This window comes from Allopusillimonas soli, assembly GCF_004153445.1.
In the GTDB taxonomy this organism is placed as follows: Bacteria; Pseudomonadota; Gammaproteobacteria; order Burkholderiales; family Burkholderiaceae_B; genus Allopusillimonas; species Allopusillimonas soli.
The window spans coordinates 309,521-336,387 of record NZ_SDQC01000002.1; the positions used below are offsets into that span (position 1 = coordinate 309,521).

21 protein-coding genes are annotated in these 26,867 nt (G+C 61.3%); 13 read left to right on the top strand and 8 right to left on the bottom strand.

From position 1 onward, the window contains the following. Positions 1–70 precede the first annotated feature (70 nt). The 3 genes from ERD78_RS07240 to ERD78_RS07250 are packed head-to-tail and all read left to right on the top strand — an operon-like array spanning position 71 to position 2,855. Positions 71–790 (top strand): pyridoxine 5'-phosphate synthase, encoded by a 720-nt coding sequence (locus ERD78_RS07240; protein ID WP_129968612.1) that lies wholly within the window; start codon positions 71–73, stop codon positions 788–790. Between the two features lie 2 nt (positions 791–792). After that, positions 793–1,368 (top strand): nitroreductase family protein, encoded by a 576-nt coding sequence (locus ERD78_RS07245; protein ID WP_129968613.1) that lies wholly within the window; start codon positions 793–795, stop codon positions 1,366–1,368. A 47-nt stretch (positions 1,369–1,415) separates the two neighbouring features. Continuing rightward, positions 1,416–2,855 carry a dihydrolipoyl dehydrogenase gene (locus tag ERD78_RS07250; protein ID WP_129968614.1) on the top strand — a complete coding sequence of 480 codons (1,440 nt, stop codon included), beginning with the start codon at positions 1,416–1,418 and terminating at the stop codon, positions 2,853–2,855. A 101-nt stretch (positions 2,856–2,956) separates the two neighbouring features. Here ERD78_RS07250 and ERD78_RS07255 read toward each other — a convergent pair whose 3' ends face one another. The 5 genes from ERD78_RS07255 to ERD78_RS07275 form a co-directional block, all read right to left on the bottom strand. After that, positions 2,957–3,559 carry an SCO family protein gene (locus ERD78_RS07255; RefSeq protein WP_129968615.1) on the bottom strand — a complete coding sequence of 201 codons (603 nt, stop codon included), beginning with the start codon at positions 3,557–3,559 and terminating at the stop codon, positions 2,957–2,959. 62 nt (positions 3,560–3,621) lie between these two features. Continuing rightward, positions 3,622–5,694 carry a M3 family metallopeptidase gene (locus ERD78_RS07260; RefSeq protein ID WP_129968616.1) on the bottom strand — a complete coding sequence of 691 codons (2,073 nt, stop codon included), beginning with the start codon at positions 5,692–5,694 and terminating at the stop codon, positions 3,622–3,624. A gap of 80 nt (positions 5,695–5,774) precedes the next feature. Further along, a complete protein-coding gene (folD, locus tag ERD78_RS07265) occupies positions 5,775–6,638 on the bottom strand; it encodes a bifunctional methylenetetrahydrofolate dehydrogenase/methenyltetrahydrofolate cyclohydrolase FolD (RefSeq protein ID WP_129968617.1) in 864 nt (287 codons plus the stop codon). After that, positions 6,635–7,261: a response regulator transcription factor gene (locus tag ERD78_RS07270; protein WP_129968618.1), complete on the bottom strand. Its 627-nt coding sequence runs from the start codon at positions 7,259–7,261 to the stop codon at positions 6,635–6,637. The genes folD and ERD78_RS07270 overlap by 4 nt, the downstream gene beginning before the upstream one ends. Further along, positions 7,258–9,015: a PAS domain-containing sensor histidine kinase gene (locus tag ERD78_RS07275; RefSeq protein WP_129968619.1), complete on the bottom strand. Its 1,758-nt coding sequence runs from the start codon at positions 9,013–9,015 to the stop codon at positions 7,258–7,260. Before ERD78_RS07275 ends, ERD78_RS07270 begins: the two co-directional genes overlap by 4 nt. Before the next feature lie 256 nt (positions 9,016–9,271). Here ERD78_RS07275 and aceE point away from each other — a divergent pair, with 256 nt between their 5' ends. The 7 genes from aceE to purF all read left to right on the top strand — a co-directional run bounded on the left by aceE (position 9,272) and on the right by purF (position 20,020). Then, positions 9,272–11,980, top strand: a complete 2,709-nt coding sequence (aceE, locus tag ERD78_RS07280) for a pyruvate dehydrogenase (acetyl-transferring), homodimeric type (protein WP_129968620.1) — start codon at positions 9,272–9,274, stop codon at positions 11,978–11,980. 12 nt (positions 11,981–11,992) lie between these two features. Further along, complete coding sequence (gene aceF, locus ERD78_RS07285) at positions 11,993–13,768, top strand: dihydrolipoyllysine-residue acetyltransferase (protein WP_129968621.1); 1,776 nt, start codon at positions 11,993–11,995, stop codon at positions 13,766–13,768. Between the two features lie 8 nt (positions 13,769–13,776). Further along, the gene (gene lpdA, locus ERD78_RS07290) at positions 13,777–15,585 is read left to right on the top strand and encodes a dihydrolipoyl dehydrogenase (RefSeq protein ID WP_129968622.1); all 1,809 of its coding nucleotides are present in this window, start codon (positions 13,777–13,779) and stop codon (positions 15,583–15,585) included. A 75-nt stretch (positions 15,586–15,660) separates the two neighbouring features. After that, positions 15,661–17,088: a bifunctional tetrahydrofolate synthase/dihydrofolate synthase gene (folC, locus tag ERD78_RS07295; RefSeq protein WP_129968623.1), complete on the top strand. Its 1,428-nt coding sequence runs from the start codon at positions 15,661–15,663 to the stop codon at positions 17,086–17,088. Further along, entirely contained in the window at positions 17,085–17,999 is a 915-nt protein-coding gene (locus ERD78_RS07300; RefSeq protein WP_425331532.1) for an SPOR domain-containing protein, read from the top strand. The genes folC and ERD78_RS07300 overlap by 4 nt, the downstream gene beginning before the upstream one ends. Beyond that, positions 17,996–18,484 carry a CvpA family protein gene (locus ERD78_RS07305; RefSeq protein WP_129968624.1) on the top strand — a complete coding sequence of 163 codons (489 nt, stop codon included), beginning with the start codon at positions 17,996–17,998 and terminating at the stop codon, positions 18,482–18,484. Before ERD78_RS07300 ends, ERD78_RS07305 begins: the two co-directional genes overlap by 4 nt. Before the next feature lie 36 nt (positions 18,485–18,520). After that, positions 18,521–20,020 (top strand): amidophosphoribosyltransferase, encoded by a 1,500-nt coding sequence (gene purF, locus ERD78_RS07310; RefSeq protein ID WP_129968625.1) that lies wholly within the window; start codon positions 18,521–18,523, stop codon positions 20,018–20,020. A 50-nt stretch (positions 20,021–20,070) separates the two neighbouring features. On the opposite strand, the gene ERD78_RS07315 is transcribed toward purF, so the two are convergent. The 3 genes from ERD78_RS07315 to map form a co-directional block, all read right to left on the bottom strand. After that, positions 20,071–20,574, bottom strand: coding sequence for a disulfide bond formation protein B (locus ERD78_RS07315; protein ID WP_129969086.1), 504 nt, complete (start codon positions 20,572–20,574; stop codon positions 20,071–20,073). Between the two features lie 89 nt (positions 20,575–20,663). Beyond that, positions 20,664–23,258: a [protein-PII] uridylyltransferase gene (locus tag ERD78_RS07320; protein ID WP_129968626.1), complete on the bottom strand. Its 2,595-nt coding sequence runs from the start codon at positions 23,256–23,258 to the stop codon at positions 20,664–20,666. A 4-nt stretch (positions 23,259–23,262) separates the two neighbouring features. Next, positions 23,263–24,069: a type I methionyl aminopeptidase gene (gene map / locus ERD78_RS07325; protein WP_129968627.1), complete on the bottom strand. Its 807-nt coding sequence runs from the start codon at positions 24,067–24,069 to the stop codon at positions 23,263–23,265. A 208-nt stretch (positions 24,070–24,277) separates the two neighbouring features. Between map and rpsB the strand changes: the two genes are divergently transcribed. The 3 genes from rpsB to pyrH all read left to right on the top strand — a co-directional run bounded on the left by rpsB (position 24,278) and on the right by pyrH (position 26,861). Next, positions 24,278–25,024 carry a 30S ribosomal protein S2 gene (gene rpsB, locus ERD78_RS07330; RefSeq protein ID WP_129968628.1) on the top strand — a complete coding sequence of 249 codons (747 nt, stop codon included), beginning with the start codon at positions 24,278–24,280 and terminating at the stop codon, positions 25,022–25,024. Between the two features lie 122 nt (positions 25,025–25,146). Then, positions 25,147–26,022, top strand: a complete 876-nt coding sequence (tsf, locus tag ERD78_RS07335) for a translation elongation factor Ts (RefSeq protein WP_129968629.1) — start codon at positions 25,147–25,149, stop codon at positions 26,020–26,022. Positions 26,023–26,144: 122 nt separating this feature from the next. Then, positions 26,145–26,861, top strand: coding sequence for a UMP kinase (gene pyrH, locus ERD78_RS07340; protein WP_129968630.1), 717 nt, complete (start codon positions 26,145–26,147; stop codon positions 26,859–26,861). Positions 26,862–26,867 lie beyond the last annotated feature (6 nt).

The following is a 26,867-nucleotide window of genomic DNA, read 5'->3' on the forward strand; positions in this document are numbered from 1 at the left end:
CGCGCACGGCATGGCATAAAAAGGGATAATAGGGGAAACCCTGAACAGGAAACCTATCCCGAGGTCACGCATGATAGAACTGGGCGTCAACATAGACCACGTCGCCACCTTGCGCGAGCAGCGCCATACGCTTTACCCGGATCCCGTCGAGGCAGCCGTGCGCGCCGAAGATGCGGGGGCGGATCTGATCACGCTGCACCTGCGTGAAGATCGACGGCATATTCAGGACGCCGATGTTGCAGCCATGCGAAAAGCATTGCGCACACGCATGAACCTTGAATGTGCAATCACGCCGGAGATGCTGGATATAGCTTGTCGCATCCGGCCCGACGATGTATGCCTGGTACCTGAAAAACGGGAAGAACTCACTACGGAAGGCGGCCTGGATGTCCAGGGCAAATTCGAACAGGTCAAGCAGGCCGTATCGCAACTGCGCGGAGCCGGCATACGTGTTTCTCTTTTCATCGATCCCGAACAGGCCCAGGTCGACGCCGCAGCGAGTGCGGGTGCCACGGTTGTCGAGCTGCATACCGGGGCTTATGCCGATGCTCGGGATGAGGCCGCTCGCGATGCCGAGCTGGTTCGTTTGCGTGCCGCCATTGCCCGGGGGCTAGGGCACGGCCTGCGCGTCAATGCAGGACACGGCCTGCATTACGACAACGTGGCGCCCATCGTCGCCTTGCCGGGTATCGCTGAACTCAACATCGGGCATGCAATTGTGGCGCGGGCCGTTTTCGATGGCATCGAAAAAGCCGTGCGCGACATGAAAGCCCTGCTGCACAAAGGATGAAGATGTCTGCTGAAGCTATTGATTTCCTGTTGTCTCGCCGCTCGGTCAAGTTTGTTCAGGAACCAGGGCCTTCGGGGCCTGAGCTGGCGCGCATCCTGCAGGCGGCCATGTGTGCACCGGATCACGGCCAACTGAGGCCCTGGCGCTTCTCCCTGATACGCGGATCCGCCATCGAGAAGCTGGGCGAAAAGGTGTTCGAGACCATGGCGGCTGCGGGCGTGCAGGTGCCACCCGAGAAATTGGCGGCCAACCGGCGCTGGCTTTCCCAAGTGCCGCTGCTGATTGCCGTTGCGTGCAGACTGGATCACAGCAACGCCAAGATACCGGAGCACGAACGCATGCTTGCCACGGGCGCCGCGGTCACGAACATCCTGAATGCCGCGCATATGCTGGGCTATGCCGCTTTCTGGAGCACCGGTCTGGGTACTTACGTGGACGAGGTGTCGGAAATTCTGGGCTACGACAGCCTGGATTACCGTTTCATGGGCTATATCGCCGTGGGTACGCCCGCAGCGCCGGTGAAGGCGCCTGAGCGACCCGATTATCACCAGTTCGTCAAGGAGTGGACAGACGACTAGCGTCCAGGCAGGCATTTTGCCCGCCATCGGGGAAGGGAGAAGCAGGCATGAAACAGCTCGAGACAGATGTCGCCATCATCGGCGCCGGCACGGCGGGCCTGTCCGCCTATCGCGCAGTGAAAAGGGCGGGCATCAGGGCGTTGCTCATCGAAGGCGGCCCCTATGGCACGACCTGCGCGCGCGTCGGATGCATGCCTTCCAAGCTTTTGATCGCCGCCGCGGATGCCGCTCATGCCGCAAGCCAGGCTGGCGGCTTCGGTGTACATATCGATGGCCGGCTACGCGTGGATGGCGTGCAGGTCATGGCGCGTGTTCGGAGCGAGCGGGACCGGTTCGTGGGCTTTGTTCTCGACAGCGTGCACGGCATGCCAGAAGATGACAAGCTCAGCGGTCATGCTTGTTTTGTTTCCGATAATGTGCTTCAGGTCGACGGCCATACGGAAGTCCACGCTGGTCGCATTGTCATTGCCACCGGATCCGCTCCAAATATACCCGATCCCTTCAAAGGGCTGGGAGAGCGCGTAATTGTCAACGACGATGTTTTTGCGTGGACGGATCTGCCGGCGCGCGTACTGGTCGTGGGCACAGGAATCATCGGATTGGAGTTGGGCCAAGCCCTGGCCAGGCTGGGTGTGCGCGTCACGCTGCTCAATCGCAGCGAAGGCGTGGGCGGACTTCGGGATCCTGCGGTGCTGGCCAATGCGCGCGCAGCCTTTGCTGGCGAACTCGATCTGCAGTTGGGGGCACAAGTTACCGGCGCACGGCTGGCCGATGAGGCGATCGAGGTGCAGTATCGCGACAGCCAGGGCGAGGAGAAAACGGAGCGGTACGACTATGTGCTGGCAGCGACCGGCCGCCGGCCGAATGTGGCTGGCCTGGGGCTAGAGAAAACAACGGCGCGGCTGGATGAGCGCGGCATGCCGGCCTACGATGCAGCCACGCTGCAGCTGTGTGGTCTGCCTGTCTTCATCGCGGGGGACGTCAACGGCGCCTCGCCGCTTCTCCATGAGGCTGCCGACGATGGGCATATTGCAGGCAACAATGCAGCGGCATACCCCGATATCGTGAAAGCGCGGCGGCGCGCGCCGCTATCCATCGTGTTCACCGATCCGCAGCTTGCGCGGGTGGGCAAGCGGTACGACGCATTGGCGCCGCAGGCCGTGGTGTGTGGCGAGGTCGATTTCGCCAATCAGGGGCGTGCGCGCATCATCCGCAAGAACCAGGGCCTGCTGCGCGTGTATGCCGACCGAGGAAGCGGCCGCTTCCTCGGGGCGGAAATGGCTGGGCCTGCCATGGAGCACGTCGCGCACTTGCTGGCCTGGTCGCTGCAGCAAGAATTGACGGTTCAACAGATGCTGGACATGCCGTTCTACCATCCCGTCATTGAAGAGGGAGTGCGTACCGCCCTGCGCATGGCGGCAAAGAAACAGATGGAGGCCGAACTGGATTACGTGCGCGAATGCGAACAGGCCGTGAACAGCGAATAGCCGTTGCCAAGGTATTATGTTGCGCCAAGGGCCTGTTTCTTCCCGACAGAAAGCGGTATCGCGTAGGGCGAATCTGGGGCCCGCTCGCGTGCACAGCATGGTCAGCCGTCTTGCTCATGCACCAAAGTGCGTGCCGCATCTGCCAGTACCTGCACGGATTCCGTATCGGGCGCGAGATAGCGCGCATGACCCTCGGCATCGAAAAAATACACGCCGCGGCTATGTGCCACTTCGTAATTATCCGGGTCGTCGCCTTTGGGTTTTTCTATGCGGTAGGCCACGCGGTATCGGCGCGCCAGATCGGCAATCTGGCTTTCGGTGCCGGTAAGTCCGATGGCATGGCTGTCGAAGGCATCAACGTAGGCCTGCAGTATATCGGGCGTGTCGCGATGCGGATCCACGCTCACGAACAGGATGCGCACTTTGCGCGCATCATTGCCCAGCACCTGCATGACTTGGCTGAGCTGAGCCATGGTGGTTGGGCATACATCGGGACAGCTGGCATAGCCGAAAAACATCAGCACGGTGTCTCCCCGGAAGTCGTCCTGCGTCAATGTCTTGCCGCCGGCGGCCTGCAGCGTGAACTGCAGGTCGGGGAGAAAGCCTCGAATCTTGTGAAGCGAGCCTGCCGCGCCGGCGATACCGGCATATGACAGCAGAAACGCGGTCATTAGGGGCAGCAGAATGCGATACAGAGTGGCCATGAGAAAATCCAGCGAATGTTCGGTGGGATCGGGGCGCTTGCCGCAGCCTGACCCGCTTTCGATTATAGGTCTTCGCTGGCCGCCAGCCCGCTGTGGCGCAACAGGGCCTGCATGGAGGGCGCGCGGCCCCGGAAGGCCTCGAAGGAGGCCGCTGCCGGCCTCGCCCCTCCCACGGCAAGGATTTCTTCCAGAAAGCGGCGTCCGGTGGCCGGGTCCAGTGTGTCGCGTTCGCCATCGCGCTGCGCCGCCGCTTCCTCGAACGCGGCATAGGCATCCGCGGATAGCACTTCTGCCCATTTGTAGCTGTAATAGCCGACGCCGTATCCGCCTGCGAACAGATGAGAGAAATTATGCGGAAAACGATGCCAGGAAGGCGGAAATAACACAGCGACCTCTTTTCTGACCTGGTTGAGCGTATCGAGCACCTGGCCGATGGACAATCCGGAATTCTGGCGGTGGATAAGCATGTCGAACAGAGAGAATTCCACCTGGCGCAGCATCTGCATGCCGCTCTGAAAGTTGCGTGCCGCAAGCAGCTTGTCGAAAAGCGCGCGCGGCAGCGGCTCGCCAGTATCCGCATGCGACGACAAGGTGCGTACGACGGACCACTCCCAGCAGAAGTTTTCCATGAACTGTGAGGGCAGCTCAATGGCATCCCACTCGACGGCTGAAAATGCGGCGGCCCCGGGCTCGTCAACCTGAGAGAGCAGGGCGTGCAGGGCATGGCCGCTTTCGTGAAAAAGCGTAATAACATCGTCGTGGGTGAGCAGCGCGGGCTTGCCTTGCTGTGGGGAGGCGAAGTTGCAGGTCAGGTAGGCAACGGGCAATTGCAGGCTGCCGGTCGTGGCGCGTCGATTGCGTTCGCTATCCACCCAGGCGCCGCCCTGCTTGCCATCGCGGGCATATAAGTCGATGTACAGGTAGCCCAGTATATTGCCCTCTGGCGTGGTTACCTCGAGCGCCTGCGCATTTGCATGCCATGTCGGCGCATTGCTGCGGCGCATCCGGACCCCGAACAGCCGCCATATGACGCCGAACAACCCCTCCAGCACCTGGGGTTCGGTGAAGTACTGGCGCAGCGCATCTTCCGAATAAGCGTAGCGCTCTTCGCGCATGCGCTCGGAAACGAAGGCTATGTCCCAGGGCTCAAGCGCCGGCATATCAAGGGTATCGTGGGCATAATCCCGCAGCGCATCAAGGTCGCGCACGGCGAATGGTTTCGCCTGGGCGGCAAGCTGGCGCAGAAAGCCGAGCACCTGCTCCGCATCGTTTGCCATGCGTGTTTCCAGACGTAGCGCGGCATAGCTGTCAAAACCGAGCAGGGCGGCCTCTTCGGCGCGCAGCGCAAGCAGCTGTTCGATGACTGCGGAATTGTCGAGCTCGGCGGGGCCTTGTTCCGATGCTATGGTGGCATAGGCGCGATACATGTCCTGGCGCAACGAGCGGTTGCGCGCGTGTTGCATGACAGGCAGGTAGCAAGGCATCTTGAGCGTCAGCTTCCAGCCAGGCTTGCCTTCGGCGTCGGCAGCGGCGCGCGCGGCGGCAAGCACATCCTTCGGAATGCCTTCGAGTTGCTGCGCCTCGGTGACAAATAGCGACCATCCGTCGACCGCGTCAAGAACGTTCTCGGAGAACTTCTGAGACGCCTGGGCCTGCCGCTCGCAGATGGCGGCATAGCGCTCGCGCGCCTCGCCCCGCAGCTCGACGCCGCTCAGCCGGAAGTCGCGCAGTGCCAGTTCTATGATGCGCTGGCGCACAGGGCTGAGCGCATCGAAAGCGGCGCTGTCGCGCAGGCGGCGATATTGTGCATACAGGCCCTCATGCAGGCCCATCCATGTGGAGAAGTCGGTAACCAGGGGCAGGCATGCGTTGTAGGCGGCACGCAGTTCGGGCGTGTTGACGACTGCGTTCAGGTGTCCTGCGACGGACCAGGCGCGCCACAGGCGTTCACAGGCGTCTTCGACTGGATCGATGATGCTGTGCCAGTCGGCAGGTAGCGCCGGATCGGCGGCGTATTCGACGGCTGCGCGGGCCTGTGCGATAAGGGTGACAAGGGCGGGCTCGATGTGCGTGGGGCGTATGGCGCCGTAGTCCACGAGCTGGCCAATGGGAGCGAGTAGAGGATTTTGTGACATGAGGCTTGTTCAATACAGGACGGCGCGCCACTGGCGCATATCCTTGCATGGACAGGCGCCGGCGGCTTTCGTTCCCGGGGTCAGGCTGGCTGAAGGGTGGCGCTGCGTTCGGCGGCTTCCAGCGTGTTTACCAGCAGCATGGCGATGGTCATGGGGCCTACGCCGCCGGGCACAGGCGTGATGGCGCCGGCCACTAGGCATGCCGATTCGAAATCAACATCGCCTTCCAGCTTGCCCTGGGCGTTGCGGTTGATGCCGACGTCGATGACCACGGCGCCTGGCTTGATCATGTCGCCCTTGACGATACCCGGCTTGCCGGTGGCAACAACCAGCACATCGGCCCGGCGTGTGTGCGCGCCCAGATCGCGGGTTTTGGAGTTGCACAGCGTGACAGTCGCGCCCTTGGCAAGCATCAGCATGGCCATGGGCTTGCCGACGATATTGCTGGCGCCCACCACGACAGCCTCGGCGCCCCATAGATCCACGTCTTCGGATTCGAGCATCTTCATGATGCCGTAGGGCGTGCAGGGTCTGAATAGCGGCTGGCCGGTCATGAGCAGCCCGGCATTGCTGACATGAAAGCCATCTACATCCTTGGCCGCTGCGATGGTCTCAATGACGCGCGCGGCATTCATGTGCGACGGCAGCGGCAACTGCACCAGTATGCCGTGCACAGCATCATCGTCGTTCAGCGTCCGCACATGGTCCAGAAGCGATGCCTCTGTGATGTCGGCCGCGAGGCGGATGACGCGCGAATGCAGTCCCGCCTTTTCGCAAGCGGCCGCCTTGTTGCGCACGTAGACCTGGGAAGCGGGATCATCACCCACGAGCACCACGGCAAGACCCGGGACGATGCCAGTCTTCTTCAGGCTTTGGACACGTCCCGCAACGTCGGCCTTGATGGTTTCCGCCAAGGCCTTTCCATCGATGATGCGAGCGCTCATGCGGCACCTTCGGCACGCGCCAGGGCTATCTTCATGAGATCGGCGACGGTGGTCACTTCCAGTTTCTCCATGATGTTGGCGCGGTGCGCCTCCACAGTCTTGATGCTGATGTTGAGATCGCCTGCGATCTGCTTGTTCAGGCGTCCGGCAACGATGCGCTCCAGGACCTGTTGCTCGCGCGCCGTGAGCCGGCCAAGCACTGCCTGCTGATTGCGCTGGGCCTGGGCCTGGCTGACACGCTCGGCGGCCTGTTCGAGCATACGTGCCACGATGTTGCGCAGGTCGGTCTCGTTGAATGGTTTTTCAAGAAAGTCCACCGCGCCTTTCTTCATGGTGGAGACCGCCATCGGAACGTCGCCGTGGCCGGTGATGAAAACGATGGGAAGCGGCGCCTTGCGCGCGATGAGCTCTTCCTGAAGCTCCAGGCCGCTCATGCCAGGCATGCGGACATCGGCGATCAGCACGCCCACCTGTTCGGGCTCGTAGGCATTGAGGAATTCCTCGGCCCCGCTGAAGCTGCGCACCCGGTACCCATTGGCCTCGAGCAGCCAACGCAGGGAATCGCGCACTGCTTCATCGTCGTCCACGATGAATATGGTGTTGGGCGCTTGAAGTGTAGTCATGCATGCAACTCCTGTGTGTCTTCTGTCGAGCTGGGCGCTTGAGGCGCGGCGCAGGGCAGGGTGAAACGAAAAATAGTACCCCCTTCGGGGTTCTTGGCGGCCCATAGCCGGCCATGATGGGACTCGATAATAGTACGGCAGATATTCAGGCCCATGCCGAGTCCTTCGGATTTGGTGCTATAGAAGGGTTCGAAGAGACGTTCGGGATCCTTCAGGCCGTGACCGCGATCTATAACCGCAATCTCTACCAGCGGGCTCTGGTCGGTGATGACGAGGTGCAAAGTACGGTATTCGCTTTTTTCCATGGCTTCCACGCCATTCTTGAGCAGGTTCAATAGTACCTGCTCGATGAGAATGGGATCGGCCATGACATCGGGAATGGCTTCGGGCACATGCAGCGCGATTTCCACCTGCCGCTTGCGCGCATCGATGTCCGCGAAGCCGACCGCATTTTCTACGATGCGCATGACGTGCACCCGCTGGCGGCGAGGCTCGCTGCGCTTGACGAACTCACGGATGCGGATAATGATTTTGCCCGCGCGCTCGGCCTGCAGCGCCGCTTTCTCGAGGGCGGACAGCAGGCGCTCGGGATCGGGATTGCCAGCCTTCAGCATGGCCACGGCGCCCATGCTGTAGTTGCTGATGGCGGTCAGTGGCTGATTCAGCTCATGCGCCAGTGACGATGCCATTTCCCCCATGGTGGTCAGGCGGCTGGTCAGCTGGATCTTCTCCTGCTGCACGCGCGAGGCTTCCTCGTGTTGGCGCCTTTCGGTGATGTCGCGGGCAACCTGCAGCCGTACCCGGCGCCCGTCGGTCCAGGCCAGGATGCGGTGATGCACCTCGAACCAGCGCTGCGCGGAATCCGAGAAAATCTCCACGGTCTCGTCCGTGAAACGGCCCAGACGTCCGCCCAGCAGTTCGGCGTGCCCATTGGACTGCGCGCCGAAAAAGCGTCGATAAGTGCGATTGGCAAACAGCAGCTCCAATCCGTCGGTGGTGTCGGCGGCAACCGAAATGGCATCGTCCAGGCCCTCAAGCACCGTCATGAAACGTTCGTGAGCAGCGGTCAGCGCCTCGCGTATGCGCTTGGGCTCGGTAATGTCGGTCATGGAGGTCATCCAGCCTATCTGCTGCCCGTTGGGGTCGCGCAGCGGAGACACGTACATGCGCGCGGTAAAGCGCGAGCCGTCGCGGCGCTGGGCTTCCACCTCCAGGCCGCTGCTGGGCGTGCGGCCTGAAAGCAGCACGTCCAGCGTTTCCTGGTGCTGCGCGTGCCTGCCAGGCACCCAGTAGGGAAACGGTGTGGTCCGTCCTATGAGATCGGCCTCGTTCCAGCCTATCATGCGGCAGAATGCGGGATTGACGTAGGCGATGCGTCCATGCATGTCGAAGACGCGCATGCCGGTTGACATGGAGTTTTCCATGGCGCGTCTGAAGCCGGTTTCAGCGATGAGCGCGGCTTCGGCGCGGGTGCGAAAGCGGGTATAGCGCCATAATGCCAGCAGGCTAAGCACGATCAGCGCCGAAAGCGCCACCACCACCATGATGAGCCGCTGCTGGCGTGTTTCCTGGTCTATCGTCACGAACATGACGCTGTTATTGTGCAGATGTTGCAACCACACGAATACGCCCATCACGCACAGGTACAGCACCAGCACAATGACAGGCGTCAGCCAGTAGAAGCCCCGCCGTGTGTGACGTGCCTGGTCGTAGAAGGTGGTCGGTATCAGCGACTTTCTGGAATCGGCTGGCATGGAAAAGTGCGGATCGAGTGCGCAAAATAGGCTATTGCGCATTTTAGACCGTAACAACGCCTGTAATTTTTCATATTATAAAAACCTATATCATAAAATGAAATTTTCCTTGAACATATGGCAGCTCTTTCCTAGAATGGGCATATGTATTCATGGGGACTGGCGTCGGCATGGCGCGCGGTCCACGTAATTGCCTCGGGCAAGCTATGTGCTGGCGTCTGCGCCGGCCCCCATCATTTGAACAGGAGTTCACTCGATGTCCTCTCTAGATCAGGCTGTCGCGACAGCCGCCTCCAATGACGAAGACCTGGAAACCCAGGAATGGCTAGAGGCCCTGGAGGCCGTACTGGATCGGGAGGGGCCCGAGCGGGCTCATTTCCTGCTCGAGCGGCTCATCGACCTGGCGCGGCGTTCCGGCGCGCATATTCCATTCTCGCCTAACACCGCCTATGTGAACACGATTCCACCGGGGCTGGAGCCACCGCATCCGGGCAATATCGTACTCGAGGAGCGCATCCGGTCTTATGTGCGCTGGAACGCCATGGCAATGGTCGTCAAGGCCAATCGCCACAGCCCGCCGGATGGCGGCGGCCTTGGCGGCCATATTGCGTCCTTCGCCTCGCTGGCGACCATGATAGGCTGCGGCCAGAATCATTTCTGGCATGCGGAAACCGAGGACCACGGTGGCGATCTCGTTTATTTCCAGGGGCATTCCTCGCCCGGCATGTATGGCCGCGCCTACCTTGAAGGGCGACTCACCGAGGAGCAACTGGATCATTTCCGCCAGGAGGTCGATGGCAAGGGCCTGCCTTCGTATCCCCATCCCAAGCTCATGCCAGACTTCTGGCAGTTTCCGACCGTTTCCATGGGCCTCGGGCCGCTCATGGCCATTTACCAGGCGCGTTTCCTGAAATACCTGCATGCGCGCGGCATTGCCGATACCAGCAAGCGCAAAGTCTGGGTGTTCTGCGGAGACGGCGAAATGGACGAGCCCGAATCCCTGGGCGCCATCAGCCTGGCTTCCCGCGAGAAGCTCGACAACCTCATCTTTGTCATCAACTGCAATCTGCAGCGCCTGGATGGCCCGGTGCGCGGCAATGGCAAGATCATCCAGGAACTGGAAGGCGATTTCCGAGGCAGCGGATGGAACGTGATCAAGCTGATCTGGGGTGGCTACTGGGATCCGCTGCTGGCGCGCGACAAGGAAGGCATTTTGCGCCGCATCATGGAAGAGTCGGTAGACGGCGAATACCAGGCCTACAAGGCGCATGACGGCAAGTTTGTGCGCGAGCACTTCTTCGGCAAGCACCCCAAGCTGCTCGAAATGGTCAGCCGTATGAGCGACGATGATGTCTGGCGCTTGAATCGCGGAGGCCATGATCCCTACAAGGTCTATGCGGCATTCAAGGCTGCGTCCGACCACGAGGGCCAGCCCACCGTCATCCTGGCCAAGACCATCAAGGGCTATGGCATGGGCCAGGTCGGCCAGGCGAAAAACCCCACCCACCAGCAGAAGAAGCTGGATATGGACTCGGTGCGAGAGTTCCGCGACCGTTTCAATATCCCCGTGCCGGACGACAAGCTTGAGGATCTGCCGTATTTCAAGCCGTCTGACGACTCGCCCGAGATGAAATACCTGCATGATCGGCGTGCAGCGCTGGGCGGCTACCTGCCGCGCCGGCGCCAGAAGGCCGATGAGCACCTGCCGGTGCCGGGCCTCGACGTCTTCAAGGCCGTCCTTGATCCGACCGCGGAAGGCCGTGAGATCTCCACCACCCAGGCTTTTGTGCGCGTGCTCAACCAGATTCTGCGCGACAAGACGCTCAGCTCCCGCGTCGTGCCCATATTGTCCGACGAGTCCCGCACTTTCGGGATGGAGGGTCTGTTCCGCCAGATCGGCATCTACGCGCCGGAAGGGCAGAAGTATGTACCGGTCGACAAAGACCAGGTGATGTACTACCGTGAAACGGAAAATGGCCAGTTGCTGCAGGAAGGCATCAACGAGGCGGGCGCGTTCAGTTCGTGGATGGCCGCAGCCACCTCGTACTCAAGCAACAACCGCATCATGATTCCGTTCTTTATCTATTACTCCATGTTCGGTTTCCAGCGCGTGGGCGATCTGGCCTGGGCGGCCGGCGACATGCAGTGCCGCGGCTTCCTGCTGGGCGGCACCGCCGGGCGCACCACGCTCAACGGCGAAGGCCTGCAGCACGAGGACGGCCACAGCCACATACTGTCGGGCGTCATCCCGAATTGCGTGTCCTACGATCCCGCATTCGCCCATGAACTCGCCGTCATCGTTCACAATGGCCTGGAGCGCATGGTCCAGAACCAGGAAAATGTCTTCTACTACATCACGGTGATGAACGAGAACTACGCTCAGCCTGGCCTGAAGGCGGGCGACGAGGAAGGCATCATTCGGGGCATGTACAAGTTCAAGTCGGCCGGCGATGCCAAGCAGCCGCGGGTCCAGCTTATGGGTTCAGGCACCATTCTGCGCGAGGTCCTGGCCGCCCAGACGCTGCTGCAGAACGACTGGGGCGTTGCCTCCGACGTCTGGAGCGCCACCAGCTTCACCGAATTGCGCCGTGATGGGCTCGATTGCGAGCGCTACAACATGCTTCATCCTGAGGCCAAGACGCCGCGCGTGCCGTATGTCACCCAGCAACTGCAGGACAATCCCGGGCCAGTCATCATTTCCACCGACTACATAAAGTCCTACGGCGACCAGATCCGTCCCTTCATGCCCAAGGGCCGCAACCTGCATGTCCTTGGAACCGACGGGTTCGGTCGTTCCGACTATCGCGCCAAGCTGCGCGAGCATTTTGAGATCGACCGCCATTTCGTGGTGCTGGCTGCGCTGCGCAGCCTTGCGGACGAAGGCAAGATGCCGCTTGCCAAGGTGGCGCAGGCCATCAAGCAATATGGCATTAATCCTGAAAAAGCCAATCCGCAGTATGCATAAGGGGGAAGGGACATGAGCAACACCACTGAGATTCAGGTGCCGGATATCGGTGATTTCGACGAAGTCGAGGTTATCGAGGTGCTGGTCGCCGAAGGCGATACGGTCGAGGCGGAGCAAAGCCTGATCACAGTCGAGTCGGACAAGGCCTCCATGGAAATTCCGGCATCGCAGGGCGGCGTCATCAAATCCCTGAAAGTGAAGGTGGGCGATAAGGTTCGCCAGGGCTCGGTCATCCTGGAGTTGGAAGCCAGCGCGCCCGCAGAGAGCAAGGGTGAGGCCAAGCAGCCGGAGAAAGAGCCCGCGCCGGCGCCGGAGGTCAAGAATGCGCCTGTGGACAAGGCACCGCGGGACGGCGACAAGGCCGCCCGACAGGCAGCCAAGCCCGCCGAAGGCACGGCGGGCGAAGGCAGCGCCGTCACGGTATCGGTGCCCGATATCGGCGATGCCACCGATGTCGATGTCATCGAAATTCTGGTGAAGGTGGGCGATACCGTCGAGGTAGACCAAAGCCTGATTACGGTCGAATCCGATAAGGCCTCCATGGAGGTACCGTCATCTCACGCAGGCACGGTCACGGCCATCAAGGTCAAACTTGGCGACAAAGTCAGCCAAGGCAGCGATATCGTCGAGCTGAAGGCCGCAGGCGATGCCGCGCCGGCCAAGGCCGCCGAATCCTCGGACTCGGCCCCGACCCCGGGAGAAGCCACGCGAGACGACGTGCCGGCTCAGGAGCAGGAATCATCCCGGCCCTCGTCGCCGCAGCACGCTGCCGTGCTGTCCGGTGGAGATGGCGAGGGCGGCCTTGCCTCCACACCGCCCGAGCGGCATTCGCCCACCGAGTCGTTTGCACAGGCGGATGTCCCGCTGCGCAATTTGCCGCATGCCTCACCTTCAGTGCGCAAGTTTGCGCGCGAGCTGGGTGTGGATCTCAAGCTGGTGCGTGGCTCCGGTGCGAAAAATCGAATCACTCAGGACGATGTGCGTCAGTTCGTCAAACGATCATTGTCCAACTCAGGCAGCGTGCCGACGGCCCAGGCTGGAGCGGGCGCAGGCGGCCTCAGCGTACTGGGCTGGCCCAAAGTGGATTTCACCAAGTTCGGCGAGATCGAAACCAAGCCTTTGTCCCGTATCAAGAAAATCTCGGGAGCCAATCTGCACCGCAACTGGGTGATGATTCCCCATGTCACCAATAACGATCGCGCGGATATCACCGAGCTCGAAGCCTTGCGCAAGACCTTGAACGAAGAAAACAAGAAGTCGGGCATCAAAGTCACCATGCTTGCCTTCATCATCAAGGCCGTGGTTGCGGCATTGAAGAAATTTCCCGAATTCAACGCCTCCATCGATGGCGACAACCTGGTCCTCAAACAGTACTTCCATATCGGTTTTGCCGCCGATACGCCCAATGGCCTTGTCGTGCCTGTTATACGCGATGCCGACAAGAAGGGCGTGCTGGATCTGGCGCAGGAAACGGCCGAACTGGCGGGCCTTGCGCGCGAAGGCAAACTCTCACCTGGACAGATGCAGGGCGGGTGCTTCTCCATTTCGTCGCTCGGCGGCATAGGGGGCACCTCATTCACACCCATCATCAATGCGCCGGAAGTGGCAATATTGGGGGTGTCCCGCTCGTCCTTCGAACCTGTCTGGGACGGTTCGGCCTTTGTTCCCAGGCTCATGGTGCCGCTGTCGCTGTCCTATGACCATCGCGTCATCGACGGTGCCGCCGCGGCACGCTTCAACGCCTACCTGTGCGGCCTGCTGGCCGACTTCCGCCGTATCGCGCTATAGGAGCCGCCATGAGCATCAAGGAGCTGAATGTACCGGATATCGGCGACTTTGCCGAGGTGGAAGTCATCGAGGTACTGGTCGCCGAAGGCGACACGGTCGAGGCGGAACAAAGCCTGATCACGGTCGAGTCCGACAAGGCCTCCATGGAAATTCCCGCAGCACAGGGCGGGGTGGTCAAGGAGGTGCTGGTCAAGGTCGGCGACAAGGTTGCCGAAGGTTCACCCATGGTGCGCCTGGAGGCCACCGAGGAGCAGCCGGCGCCGGCACGGGACGAGCCCGATGCAAGCAAGCAGCCGGCGGAGCGCGACAAGCAGCCGTCGAAGGCGGCGGATAAGGACCGACCGGCCGCGGGCGATTCCACGCCAGCGCAGGCTCCGGCCGCTGCGGCATTCGAGGGCAGCGCAGACGCGCAGTGCGATGTCCTGGTGCTGGGCGCAGGCCCTGGCGGTTATTCCGCAGCGTTCCGCGCCGCCGACCTTGGGCTGTCGGTGGTGCTTGTCGAGCGCTACAGCACGCTGGGCGGCGTATGCTTGAATGTAGGCTGCATTCCATCCAAGGCGCTTCTGCACACGGCGGCAGTCATGGAAGAGGCGCAGTCATTGGTCAAGCATGGCATCAGCTTCGAGAAACCCGCCATCGATCTTGATGGCCTGCGTGCTTACAAGGACGGCGTGGTAGGCAAGCTTACCGGCGGCCTCGCGGGCATGGCGAAGGCTCGCAAGGTCAAGGTGGTGACCGGTGTGGGGGCGTTTGCCGACCCGCATCACCTGACTGTCAAGTCCGCCGACGGCGCAACGCAGACCATCCGGTTTGCATCGGCCATCATTGCGGCGGGCAGCCAGTCGGTGAAACTGCCATTCCTGCCCGATGATTCGCGCGTCGTCGACTCAACAGGCGCACTGCAGCTGGCATCCATTCCCGAAAAAATGCTGGTCATCGGCGGTGGCATCATAGGGCAGGAGATGGGCACTGTCTACTCGGCTCTGGGAACTCGCCTGGATGTGGTCGAGATGCAGAATGCCCTCATGCTGGGTGCCGACCGCGACCTGGTCAAAGTATGGGAAAAGATGAACAAAAGACGCTTCGACCGCGTCATGCTCAATACCCGCACTGTGAACGCCGCGGCGAAAGACGACGGCATCTGGGTCGAGTTCGAGGGAGAGGGCGCGCCTGAAGGGCCTCAGCGCTACGATCTGGTGCTGCAAGCGGTTGGGCGGGCTCCCAACGGCAAGCGCATAGGCGCGGACAAGGCTGGCATCGCGGTGACGGATCGCGGCTTTATCGACGTTGACACCCAGATGCGCACCAACGTATCGCATATCTACGCCATCGGCGATATCGTGGGCCAGCCCATGCTCGCGCACAAGGCTGTGCACGAAGGACACGTTGCCGCAGAAGCCATTGCGGGGCAGAAAAGCTTCTTCGATGCGCGCGTCATTCCGTCGGTGGCTTACACCGATCCGGAAGTGGCCTGGGTGGGGCTCACCGAAGAGCAGGCGCGTGACCGCGGGATCAAGATCGAGAAGGGGCTGTTTCCCTGGGCCGCTTCCGGGCGTGCCATTGCAAACGGCCGGGATGAAGGCTTTACCAAACTGCTGTTCGACGCGGACACACACCGCATCGTCGGCGGCGGCATTGTGGGCACCCACGCCGGAGATCTTATCAGCGAGGTCGTCCTGGCAATTGAAATGGGCGCGGATGCGGTGGATATCGGCAAGACCATACATCCGCATCCCACCTTGGGCGAGTCCATAGGCATGGCGGCGGAGGTGGCGGAAGGCAGCTGCACCGACATTCCCCCAGCAAGGCGCAAGTAAAGCTCAACCGGGCGCCATATGTGGCAGGTGCTAATATCGGCATCTGCCCCATTTCCATTTCCATCTGCATTCACCATGTCCCTTCCTGTTCCAAGTGAAGCCGCCAGCCTGCAGGACTGGCTGAGCTACCTTGAGTCCCTGCACCGTGTTTCCATAGACCTTGGCCTGGATCGCATCCGTACTGTGGCACGCCGCATCGGCATCACCTTGCCCTGCGTGAAGATTACCGTGGGAGGCACCAATGGCAAAGGTTCCACCTGTGCCATGCTTGAAGCCATACTTCAGGCGGCGGGATACAAAACGGGCCAGTACACATCGCCACATCTCATTTCCTTCAACGAGCGTATCCGTGTCAACGGGGTCAACGCGGGCGATGCGTCCATCATTGCGCAGTTCCAGCGTATCGAAGCAGGGCGGGGCGATGTTACCCTCAGCTATTTCGAATACACCACCCTGGCTGCGCTCATGCTCTTCGAGCAGGAGGCGGTGGATGTCGCCATCCTCGAGGTCGGCCTTGGCGGCCGCCTGGATGCCGTCAATCTGATCGACACCGATTGCGCCATCGTCACCAGTGTAGACATCGACCATGCCCAGTACCTGGGCAACACACGCGAAAAAATTGGCTGGGAGAAGGCACACATCTTCCGGCCGGGCAAGCCTGCCATCTGCGCGGATCCGGTTCCGCCCTCCAGCATTATCGACTATGCCGGCGAGATCGGCGCCGATCTGTGGTTGTTCGGCAAGGACTTCAACTACTCCGGCGACAGGCAGCAATGGGCGTACGGCGGCAGAGCGCAACGGCGCAACGCGCTGGCCTATCCGGCATTGCGCGGTGCCAACCAGCTGCTCAATGCCAGTGCCGCGCTGGCGGCGCTCGAAGCCTTGCGCCCCAAGCTCGCCGTGCCGCAGCAGTCTGTGCGCGAAGGGCTGGCGCAGGTGGCGCTGCCCGGTCGGCTGCAGATACTGCCCGGCACGCCGGTGGTCGTGCTCGACGTCGCTCACAACCCTCACGCTGCGGCGGCGCTCGGCCAGAATCTGGATAACATGGGGCATTTCGCGCGTACTCATGCCGTGATCGGTATGCTGTCCGACAAGGATATCGACGGCGTCATCGGCAAGTTGGCCAGCCGTGTCGATCACTGGTATTGCGCCTCGCTCGAAGGCCCGCGTGCCACGTCAGGCGAGGCGCTCGCCGGCCATGTTCGCAGTGTTCTGGCGGCCCGGTCGGCGCTCGTTGCCGCGGATGGCGCCCAGCGGGAGCAAGGCGCAGGCAGCCCGTCCGTGCAAGACGAAACACCGCCCGCTTCCTCATCCCCCGGGGTGCGCGCCCATGCGCCCGCCGCGGTGTCCGCCGATCAGGCCACTGTGTCAAGTTTTGTAAATCCGGTACAGGCCTTTACTGCGGCGCAAGGCAATGCCTCCGGGAATGATAGAATTCTCGTGTTCGGTTCTTTTGCCACAGTTGGCCCGGTGCTTGACGCGCTGGGCCGTATAGATGCTTGACTTTCCAGGCACATCCGGGCTGCCTGGCCGCTGCCCGCATTCAGCATAGGTTTCTGCTCATGGGTCTGTTCTCCCGCAACGAGTCTGCTTCCCGGCCGGAGCGCCGTCCGGCCTCCCGTTCCGCATTGTCCAGCGAGGCACAGGCCAACGAATTGCGCAGCCGCGCCCGTAGCCGCCTTATCGGCGCCCTGGTACTGGTTCTGGCTGCGGTGGTCATTGTGCCAATGCTGTTCGATTCACCCACAGAGCCCGAACAGCCTGCCACGCCGGTCGTTGTTCCGTCCATTCAGCCGCCATCCACCGATCCGGGCTCGCTGGCTGCCAACACACCGGCTGATCAAGGCCAAGTGCCCACACCAGCCCAACCCGATGCCAATTCTGGCATGGTTGAGCCGGACAGCAATGCCAGCGGGCAAGCGGCGGATGCCGGCGCCACGGAAGACGCTGAGCGCACCGACGATGCAATACAGGCGCCAGAAACCAGCCCCGAGCCCGCCGCCAAACCCGAACCCAAGCCTGAGCCCAAGCCCAAGCCGGAATCCAAGCCCGAGCCCAAGCCCAAATCTGAGCCCAAGCCGGCAGCCGGCGATACGCAACGTACCGACGACGGATCCAGGGCGCTGGCCATACTTCAGGGCAAGGTTCCGCCCAAGCCCGCTGCCTCGGCGCCTGAGCGCGGCAACTATGTGCTGCAGATCGCCGCGTATTCCACCGAGGCTGATGCACAGTCGCGCCGCGACAAACTGGCCAGCGCTGGGGTAACCAATGCCTACGTGCAGAAAGCCACCTCGCACGGCAAGCCGACATATCGTCTGCGCGTGGGGCCATTCCCCACCCATGATGCGGCCCAAGCGGCGCAGGCCAGATTGCGGGCATTGGGCTATGACAACGGCTTCATATCAAGTCAGTGACCACTTTCGACTATCTCGTCCTGGGCATCCTGGCACTTTCCGCATTTCTCGGATTGCTGCGCGGCCTGGTCAAAGAGGTGCTGTCATTGCTGGCCTATGTGGTGGCATTCATGGCCGCTATCTGGTGGGGGCCTCGCGCCGCCGAATGGATGGGTGCGTGGCTGGTGAATCCGTTGGTGCGCGCCGCTGCGGCTTATGGGCTGGTATTCATCGTCGTGCTGCTGCTCGTAGGGCTCGTCAACGTACTACTTGGCACGCTAATCTCCAAAACAGGCCTGACGCCCGCCGACCACGGCCTGGGCGCCTTGTTCGGCCTGCTTCGCGGCATGGTTTTCGTTCTTGTGCTTGTTGGCCTTGCGGGCTATACCGAACTGCCCAAGGAGCCGTGGTGGCAGCAGGCTAGGCTGTCGGGGACGGCGGTGCGCGGCATACAACATATCAAGCAGCTTCTTCCGCCGTCGCTGGCGGAGTGGCTGCCTTACTAAGCAGGCAGATTACATTTACCTTCACAGGAATCCAGCATGTGTGGAATCGTAGGGGTTGCAGGCGCCAGCCCCGTCAACCAATTGATCTATGACAGCCTGTTGCTGCTGCAGCACAGAGGGCAGGATGCCGCCGGCATCTCGACCTCACATGAGCAGTTCTTCAATATGTACAAGGCGCATGGACTGGTGCGCGACGTCTTCCGAACCCGCAACATGCGCTCCTTGCCTGGCAACAGCGGGCTTGGCCAGGTGCGCTATCCCACTGCCGGCTCCAGCGACAGTGTCGACGAAGCGCAGCCGTTTTATGTCAATGCGCCGTTCGGCATCACATTTGTTCATAATGGCAATCTCACCAATTGGCGTGAACTGCGTGAAGCGCTCTTCAAGATCGATCGGCGTCACATCAACACGAACTCCGACTCGGAGGTTCTGCTCAATGTTTTCGCGCATGAGCTGCAGATGGCATCCAGCGGCGGAACACTGAACGAAGATGCCATATTCAAGGCCGTTGCCGCCGTGCATCGGCGCGCTCGCGGCGCATATGCCGTCATTGCCCAGATCGCCAGCTACGGCATTGTGGCCTTTCGGGATCCGCATGGCATCAGGCCACTGTGTCTGGGGTCGCGCGAAACCGATGATGGTACGGAATGGATGGTTGCCTCCGAATCTGTCGCCCTGACCGGATGCGGTTACAACCTTGTGCGTGACGTTCAGCCCGGCGAGGCCATATTCATCGATATCGACGGTAAGCTTGCCAGCCGCCAGTGTGCTGAGGCGCCTGAGCTCACGCCCTGTGTCTTTGAGTATGTTTACTTTGCACGCCCCGACTCGGTCATGGACACTGTTTCCATTTATCATGCCCGTCTGCGCATGGGTGAATACCTCGCCGACAATGTCGCCAAGGCATTGCGTCTGGGGGAGATAGATGTGGTCATGCCCATCCCCGATTCGTCGCGCCCGTCTGCCATGCAGCTGGCATCGCATCTGGGCCTGGATTATCGGGAGGGCTTTATCAAGAACCGCTACGTCGGCCGCACCTTCATCATGCCTGGCCAAGCCGTCCGCAAGAAATCCGTGCGCCAGAAGCTCAGTGCCATCGACATGGAGTTCAGAGGCAAGAACGTGCTGCTCGTTGACGATTCCATTGTTCGCGGCACCACCAGCCGGGAAATTGTCGATATGGCCCGTGCCGCCGGTGCGAATAAAGTGTTCTTCGCTTCCGCCGCGCCGCCCGTGCGGTTTCCCAACGTCTACGGTATCGACATGCCCACCCGCAGCGAGCTGATTGCAGTAGGCAGGGATACCGCCGACATTGCCCGCGAAATCGGCGCCAATGGGCTCGTTTACCAGAACATAGAGGATCTCGAGCAATCCATCCGTGATCTCAATCCGGCTATCCGCGGCTTCGAATCATCATGCTTCACGGGTGATTACGTCACGGGCGACATCGACGAGGCTTACCTCCAGCGCCTGGAGCAGACCCGAGGGCACGCTCAACCCGCAGGCGAGATGTCAACATCTGAGAAAGACGACTAATCTTTCCCGCAGCGGCCGGCGCCAGACCGGTCGCCCCCTCTTGTTTTTACTCAAGCCGCACCCTGCGTTTCGCGCAAGGAAACCAGCAGCGCCACCACGCCAAGCACGCCGGTGGCCACAAACAACCCCATTCCCCAAAGCGAATATTCCACGCCCATCAATGCTACCCGCGCATCCGCGCATGTTGCGTAAATGCCGAAGAGCCAGGGCAATGCGGCATCCAATCCCGAGCCGGCAATAAAACGATCCGCGAAGGTCAAATCGCAAGAAAACAGATTCGACGCCACGGTGTATTGATACCAGGCCGCCGCCACGCCGCACACGCTCAGCGCCGCCGCCAGCACGGCAGCCAGCCGCAGTCCCAGGGGGCTGGCGCGCGACAGCCAGATTCCCAGCCAGCACACAACAGCAATCACCAGGAAAACAAGCCGCTGCAACACGCACCATGCACAAGGCATCATATCGAAGACATGCTGGGATACTAGCGCAATACCCACCGCCGTTACGCACAGCAGTGCGACCAGATGGAGAAGGGCGGTAGGACGGCGTAACATGCTCATGAGATTCTCTGTTCAGGAAGATTTGACGGTACGGGCACACAAGGCCGTACAAACAGGTATGGACCGCAAGACGGGCGTTGCGTTCATCTGGTATCCAGCATGGCGAGCAGGTCACGTTCAAAGCGCAACTGCTCGCGCGGGTGGCCAAGGATATCGCCTTCCACAATGAAGATGTCCTCGACCCGATCGCCTAGCGTCATGATCTTGGCCATTTTGAGTTCGATGCGGTTGCGCGCGAAAACGCGAGCCATGCCATGCAGCAATCCCGGGCGGTCGGAGGCCGTGACGGAAAGCCGCCAGGATGCGCTGCGCTCGTCGGGCTGCAGGCTGACATTGGGAACAATCGGGAACACGCGCGCCCGCCGCGATCCGGGGCGCCTGGGCATTGATGCCTCGTTCACATCCACGCCGGACTGCTCGTCGCTGATCAGCGCCTGCGCCAGTTCGTGCTCGACCAGCGATGCATTGGAACGATAGTCTTTGTCATGCGCGGGCAGCAGCACAATAAAGCTGTCCAGTGCCCAGCCGTGCCGCGTCGTATGTACGCGAGCGTCCAGTACGCTCAGCACGCGACGCTCGAAATACCGGCACATGGTTACGAATAGATCGCGGCGATCCCGCGTGTAAACCATGATCTGCAACGCTTCATTCAGGCCCACGACACGCGCCTTCACCACCGGCTCTTCCGAGGCGACACGATAATACAGATGGCGGGTATGCCAGGCAATTTCGCTGGCATCGTGCCGCAAAAAGTAAGCCACATCCAGCTCGCGCCAGAAAGCATCGCGGCTTTCGTCGCGCAGTCCCATTTTGCGAATTTCGGTCGCGGCGGCCTGCTTGCGCTGCTCCAACACCGTGCTCCGGTCAGGCTGCGGTCCGCCCAGCATGACCAGTGTGAGGCGATATAAATCCTCGAGCAGCTTGCCTTTCCAGGCATTCCAGACTTTGGGGCTTGTGCCCCGGATATCCGCTACGGTCAGGAGATATAGCGCGGTCAGGCGCCGTTCGTTGCCCACCACCTGAACAAAATGGCGCACCACGTCGGGATCGCTCAGGTCCCGCTTTTGAGCAACCATGGACATGGTCAGGTGCTGACGCACCAGAAACACGAGCAGCTCCTTGTCCCGCCGTTCTATGCCATGGTCATTGCAAAACCGACGCACCTCGCGCGCGCCCAGTTCGGAATGATCCCCACCACGCCCTTTCGCGATATCGTGGAACAGCGCCGCAACATACAACAGCCAGGGGCTGTCGAAACTGGCCATCAATTGGCTGGCAAACGGGTACTCCTGAGCGTGCTCGGGCATGGTGAAGCGGCGCAGATTGCGCACGACCATGAGGATATGCTGGTCGACCGTGTAGATATGGAAAAGGTCGTGCTGCATCTGTCCCACGATGCGCCGGAACACTGGCAGGTAGCGGGGCAGAATGTTCAGCATGGTCATGCGGCGCAGCGCATGCACGATCCCCCGTGGTTGCTGCAGAATCTGAAGAAATTGTCGCCGGTTGATCGGATTGCGCCGGAATTGCGCATCGATGCGGTGCCGCGCATGCCACATCGCCCGTTGGGTCCGCGCCGTCGTGCCCTCGATTTCCGGGTGTTCCTGCATGACCAGAAAGGCGCGGAACAACAGCGCCGGATTGCGCTCGAACGCATCCTCGCGATAGGTGCCGAGCCGGCCGCGCACGATGCAGAAATCGTCGTCGATACGGCGTGTCTGGTCCTCGCCCAGCGGAAACAGGCGCTCCTCCATGCTTTGCATAAGGATGACATTGAGCTGGCTTACCACTCGCGCCGCCCAGTAATAGCGCTGCATCAGTATTTCGCTGGGCCGGCGGCCACGCGCGGGCTCGAAGCCGTATATCCTGGCCAGGCCGGGCTGCAGGTCAAACAGCACGCGGTCCTCGCGGCGGCCGGCCAGCAGGTGCAGCTCGATGCGCAGGCGTTTGAATGCCTGTTCGGCGCGCCGCAGGGATCGATACTCCGAAGGCATGAGCCAATCGCTGCGCGCGATTTCGCGCCAGCTGCGACCAAGGCCGGCTGCCTGAGCCAGCCACAGCAGGACCTGGAGATCGCGCAACCCGCCGGGCGATTCCTTGCAGTTGGGCTCCAGAGCGTAAGGCGTGTCCTGATGGCGCGCATGACGCTGCTGCATTTCAGCCCGTTTCGCCTGGAAGAACATCTGCACATCCAGTTGCTCCTGCATGGTGCTGCGCAGGTGCTTGAATAGATCCTTGCTGCCGGCCAGCCATCTCGCCTCGAGCAGCGCGGTTTCGACCGTGATATCGCTTGCCGCCTCCTGCTGACAATCGGCCACGGTGCGCACGCTGTGTCCGGGCTCCAGGCCCAGGTCCCACATGGCCGCGATCAGGGCGGCGATACGCGCTGAGTCGTCCTCGCTTGCCGTGCCTCGCAACAGCACCAGCACGTCGACGTCGGAATAGGGGAAGAGCTCGCCGCGTCCATAGCCACCGACCGCCGCCAGGGTGGCGTGCGCGGGAAGCGGGTGCAGTTTCACCAGATCGCGTAGCGTCTGATCGGCATTGCGGCGTAGGGAGGTAAGCAGGGTATCGGGGCGCAAGTGTTCGCGAAAGGCTGCAATGGCGGCCTTTCGGCGGTCGGCGTGCCGTTCGCGCAACGCGTCCAGTGCGGGCGCAATGCTGGCGGCGCGGTGCATGATGTCAGGCAGCCTGGATGAAATCGGGCGGCGCCTGCATGCCTTCTGAAACCGTCAGGACTTCGTAGCCAGTGTCAGTAACCAGTATGCTGTGCTCCCACTGGGCGGAAAGGCTGTGGTCTCGGGTAACGACAGTCCAGCCATCGGCCAGTGTGCGTATTTCCTTTCGGCCTGCGTTCAGCATGGGCTCGATGGTGAATATCATGCCGGGCTCGAGCCGTACGCCCGTGCCGGGCTTGCCGTAATGAAGAACCTGCGGATCCTGGTGGAACTTGCGTCCGACGCCATGGCCGCAGTACTCGCGCACCACGGAAAATCCTTGTTTCTCCGCATGCTTCTGGATGGCGTGCCCGACATCGCCAAGCGTGGCGCCCGGACGCACCTGCTGGATGCCCAGCCACATGCAGTCGAATGTGGTGTTGACCAAGCGGCGAGCCAGAATGGACGGTTCGCCGATGTAATACATGCGGCTTGTATCCCCAAACCAGCCGTCCTTGATGATGGTGACATCAATGTTCATGATGTCGCCGTTCTTGAGCACCTTGTCGCCGGGAATGCCGTGGCAGATGACATGATTGACGGAAGTGCAGATGGACGCGGGGAAGGGGGTGTAGCCCGGTGGCGCATAGCCCACGGTGGCCGACTTCACACCGAGCACATTGGTCAGGTATTCCATGCATAGCCTGTCCAGTTCGCCGGTGGTAATGCCTGGCTGCACATGGGGGGTCAGGTAATCAAGAATGGATGCTGCGTCCCGGCAGGCGGCGCGCATTTTTGCCAGGTCGGCGGGATCGGTGACGAGACTGCTCATGACGAATGAATATTTGCCTGAAAAAATGATAGAATTATAGGCTTTCCTGAAGTTTTGCCCTTTGTAAATCGCGTGCCGGGCAACCAGAGGGTGTCCAATTCAGGCCTTGCCTGTGCCAGGTTGTCGGAGTTCCGATTAACTTGTGCGCATGGCGCAGGCGCTTTGCGGATGCATGTCCCGGCACAAGACCCAACCCTTGGAGAATATCATGTCTTTGATGCGTGAAATGCTGGAAGCCGGTGTGCATTTTGGCCACCAGACCCGTTTCTGGAACCCCAAAATGGCCCAGTACATCTTCGGCCAGCGCAACAAAATCCATATCGTCAACCTCGAGCGTACGGTTGACAAATTCATTGATGCCCAGAAGTTCGTTCGCCAACTGGCTGCGCGCGGAGGCACAATCCTGTTCGTCGGCACCAAGCGCGCAGCGCGCGAAACCATTGCCGCCGAAGCGGCCCGCTGCGGTATGCCCTATGTCGATAGCCGCTGGCTGGGCGGCATGATGACCAATTTCAAGACGGTCAAGACCTCGGTCAAGCGCCTCAAGGAAATGGAAGCCCAGCAGGCCGAAGGCGTCACCGAGTCCATGAGCAAGAAGGAAGCGCTCATGTTCGAACGCGAGCTGGCCAAGCTTAACAAGTCCATCGGCGGCATCAAGGACATGAACACGCTGCCGGATGCGCTGTTCGTCATCGATGTGGGCTATCACAAGATCGCCGTCGCCGAGGCCGGCACCCTGGGCATTCCCGTGGTCGGCGTAGTTGATACCAACCATTCCCCCGATGGCGTCGAACACGTCATCCCCGGCAACGATGATTCCGCCAAGGCCATCGTTCTTTATGCCCGCGGCATTGCCGATGCGGTACTCGAAGGCCGCGAACAGAACCTGAACGGCCTGGTCGAGGAAATCACCGAGGGCGAGGAGTTCGTCGAGGTCGAGGAAGAGCGCGAGTAAGTTCCGCCCGGCGCCCGGAGGGGCGCTCCTGAGCACGTGCGCCGCTGGCCTGGGGCGCGGCGCCGTCGCTTCGCACCTGCCCCGGCCCGACCGGGGCGTGTTTTAGATAATTGGAGAGAATTGTGGCTCAAATCACCGCATCCATGGTTAAAGAACTGCGCGAGAAGACTGATGCGCCCATGATGGAGTGCAAGAAGGCGCTCACCGAAGCCGAGGGCGATATGGCTCGCGCCGAGGAAATTCTTCGAGTCAAGCTGGGCAACAAGGCCAGCAAGGCTGCCGCCCGCATCACCGCTGAAGGTCTGATCGGTCTGCATATTGCCTCGGGCAAGCAGGTCGGCGCCATCATCGAGGTCAATTGCGAAACCGATTTCGTCGCCAAGAACGACGATTTCATCGCTTTTGTGAACCAGTTGGCCCAGATCGTGGCCGAAAAGAATCCCGCTGATGTCGCCGCGCTGAATGAACAGGCAATGGGCGACGGTACCGTGGAATCCACCCGCTCTGCCTTGGTGGGCAAGATCGGTGAAAACATGTCCGTGCGCCGCTTCCAGCGCTTCGAAACCGAAAACCAACTGGCCAGCTACGTGCATGGCGGCCGCATCGGTGTTCTGGTCGATTTCTCGGGCTCCGAGGATGTCGGCAAGGATCTGGCCATGCATATTGCGGCCACCAAGCCCAAGGCGCTCGATGCCGCCGGCGTTCCCGCGGAAGACATCGCAACTGAACGCTCGGTTGCCGAACAGAAGGCGGCCGAGTCGGGCAAGCCGGCCGAGATCGTCACCAAGATGGTCGAGGGTTCCGTTCAGAAGTTCCTCAAGGAAGTCACGCTGTTGTCCCAGCCTTTCGTCAAGAACGACAAGCAGTCCGTTGAGCAAATGCTCAAGGAAAAGGGCGCCGGCATTGCCCGCTTCGCCCTGTACGTGGTCGGCGAAGGTATCGAGAAGAAGTCCGAGGACTTCGCGGCTGAAGTCGCCGCAGCGGCCAGCGCGAGCTGAGTCAGACTGTGCGGGACATAGCCCGGCGTGGCGTGTCTCGAAAAAAATCCGGGCCTGCGTCATGACGCAGGTTCGAGTCTGGCTTACACTTTCGTTGGATTGTTTTCTGGGAAGAACTACCGATGACCTCTCGATCTTATAAGCGCGTCCTGCTCAAATTGTCCGGCGAAGCGCTGATGGGCGAAGATGCGTTTGGGATCAACCGTTCCACGATACTGCGCATGACTGAGGAAATTGCCGAGGTCGTGGCGCTCGGCGTGGAGCTCGCCATCGTCATAGGCGGCGGCAATATTTTCCGGGGCGTTGCGCCGGGCGCGCAGGGCATGGATCGCGCGACGGCCGACTACATGGGCATGATGGCCACGGTCATGAATGCGCTTGCACTGCAGGATGCCCTGAAAAACAGAGGCGTCGACGCACGCGTCCAGTCCGCGCTCAATCTTGACCAGGTGGTCGAGCCTTATATCCGTCCCAAGGCGCTGCGCTACCTCGAGGAAGGCAAGGTTGTCATCTTCGCGGCGGGCACCGGCAACCCGTTCTTCACCACTGATACCGCCGCCGCGCTGCGGGGCGCCGAGATCGGCGCTGAAATCGTGCTGAAGGCCACAAAGGTGGACGGCATCTACAGCGCCGATCCGAACAAGGATCCTGACGCCACGCGTTATGCCCGCATCAGCTTCGACGAGGCTATTGTCCGTAGGCTGGAGGTCATGGATGCGACCGCATTCGCCTTGTGCCGAGACCAGAAACTGCCCATCAAGGTATTTTCCATCAACAAACCTGGCGCGCTCAAGCGCGCGGTGGCCGGCGAGGACGAAGGCACGCTGGTGCACGTTTAAGAAAGG

Excerpts from the sequence above, each read along its gene's own strand:
- ERD78_RS07240 (WP_129968612.1), top strand. The coding sequence starts at position 71 with ATGATAGAACTGGGCGTCAACATAGACCACGTCGCCACCTTGCGCGAG.
- ERD78_RS07245 (WP_129968613.1), top strand. The coding sequence starts at position 793 with ATGTCTGCTGAAGCTATTGATTTCCTGTTGTCTCGCCGCTCGGTCAAG.
- ERD78_RS07250 (WP_129968614.1), top strand. The coding sequence starts at position 1,416 with ATGAAACAGCTCGAGACAGATGTCGCCATCATCGGCGCCGGCACGGCG.
- ERD78_RS07255 (WP_129968615.1), bottom strand. The coding sequence starts at position 3,559 with ATGGCCACTCTGTATCGCATTCTGCTGCCCCTAATGACCGCGTTTCTG.
- ERD78_RS07260 (WP_129968616.1), bottom strand. The coding sequence starts at position 5,694 with ATGTCACAAAATCCTCTACTCGCTCCCATTGGCCAGCTCGTGGACTAC.
- folD (WP_129968617.1), bottom strand. The coding sequence starts at position 6,638 with ATGAGCGCTCGCATCATCGATGGAAAGGCCTTGGCGGAAACCATCAAG.
- ERD78_RS07270 (WP_129968618.1), bottom strand. The coding sequence starts at position 7,261 with ATGACTACACTTCAAGCGCCCAACACCATATTCATCGTGGACGACGAT.
- ERD78_RS07275 (WP_129968619.1), bottom strand. The coding sequence starts at position 9,015 with ATGCCAGCCGATTCCAGAAAGTCGCTGATACCGACCACCTTCTACGAC.
- aceE (WP_129968620.1), top strand. The coding sequence starts at position 9,272 with ATGTCCTCTCTAGATCAGGCTGTCGCGACAGCCGCCTCCAATGACGAA.
- aceF (WP_129968621.1), top strand. The coding sequence starts at position 11,993 with ATGAGCAACACCACTGAGATTCAGGTGCCGGATATCGGTGATTTCGAC.
- lpdA (WP_129968622.1), top strand. The coding sequence starts at position 13,777 with ATGAGCATCAAGGAGCTGAATGTACCGGATATCGGCGACTTTGCCGAG.
- folC (WP_129968623.1), top strand. The coding sequence starts at position 15,661 with ATGTCCCTTCCTGTTCCAAGTGAAGCCGCCAGCCTGCAGGACTGGCTG.
- purF (WP_129968625.1), top strand. The coding sequence starts at position 18,521 with ATGTGTGGAATCGTAGGGGTTGCAGGCGCCAGCCCCGTCAACCAATTG.
- ERD78_RS07315 (WP_129969086.1), bottom strand. The coding sequence starts at position 20,574 with ATGTTACGCCGTCCTACCGCCCTTCTCCATCTGGTCGCACTGCTGTGC.
- ERD78_RS07320 (WP_129968626.1), bottom strand. The coding sequence starts at position 23,258 with ATGCACCGCGCCGCCAGCATTGCGCCCGCACTGGACGCGTTGCGCGAA.
- map (WP_129968627.1), bottom strand. The coding sequence starts at position 24,069 with ATGAGCAGTCTCGTCACCGATCCCGCCGACCTGGCAAAAATGCGCGCC.
- rpsB (WP_129968628.1), top strand. The coding sequence starts at position 24,278 with ATGTCTTTGATGCGTGAAATGCTGGAAGCCGGTGTGCATTTTGGCCAC.
- pyrH (WP_129968630.1), top strand. The coding sequence starts at position 26,145 with ATGACCTCTCGATCTTATAAGCGCGTCCTGCTCAAATTGTCCGGCGAA.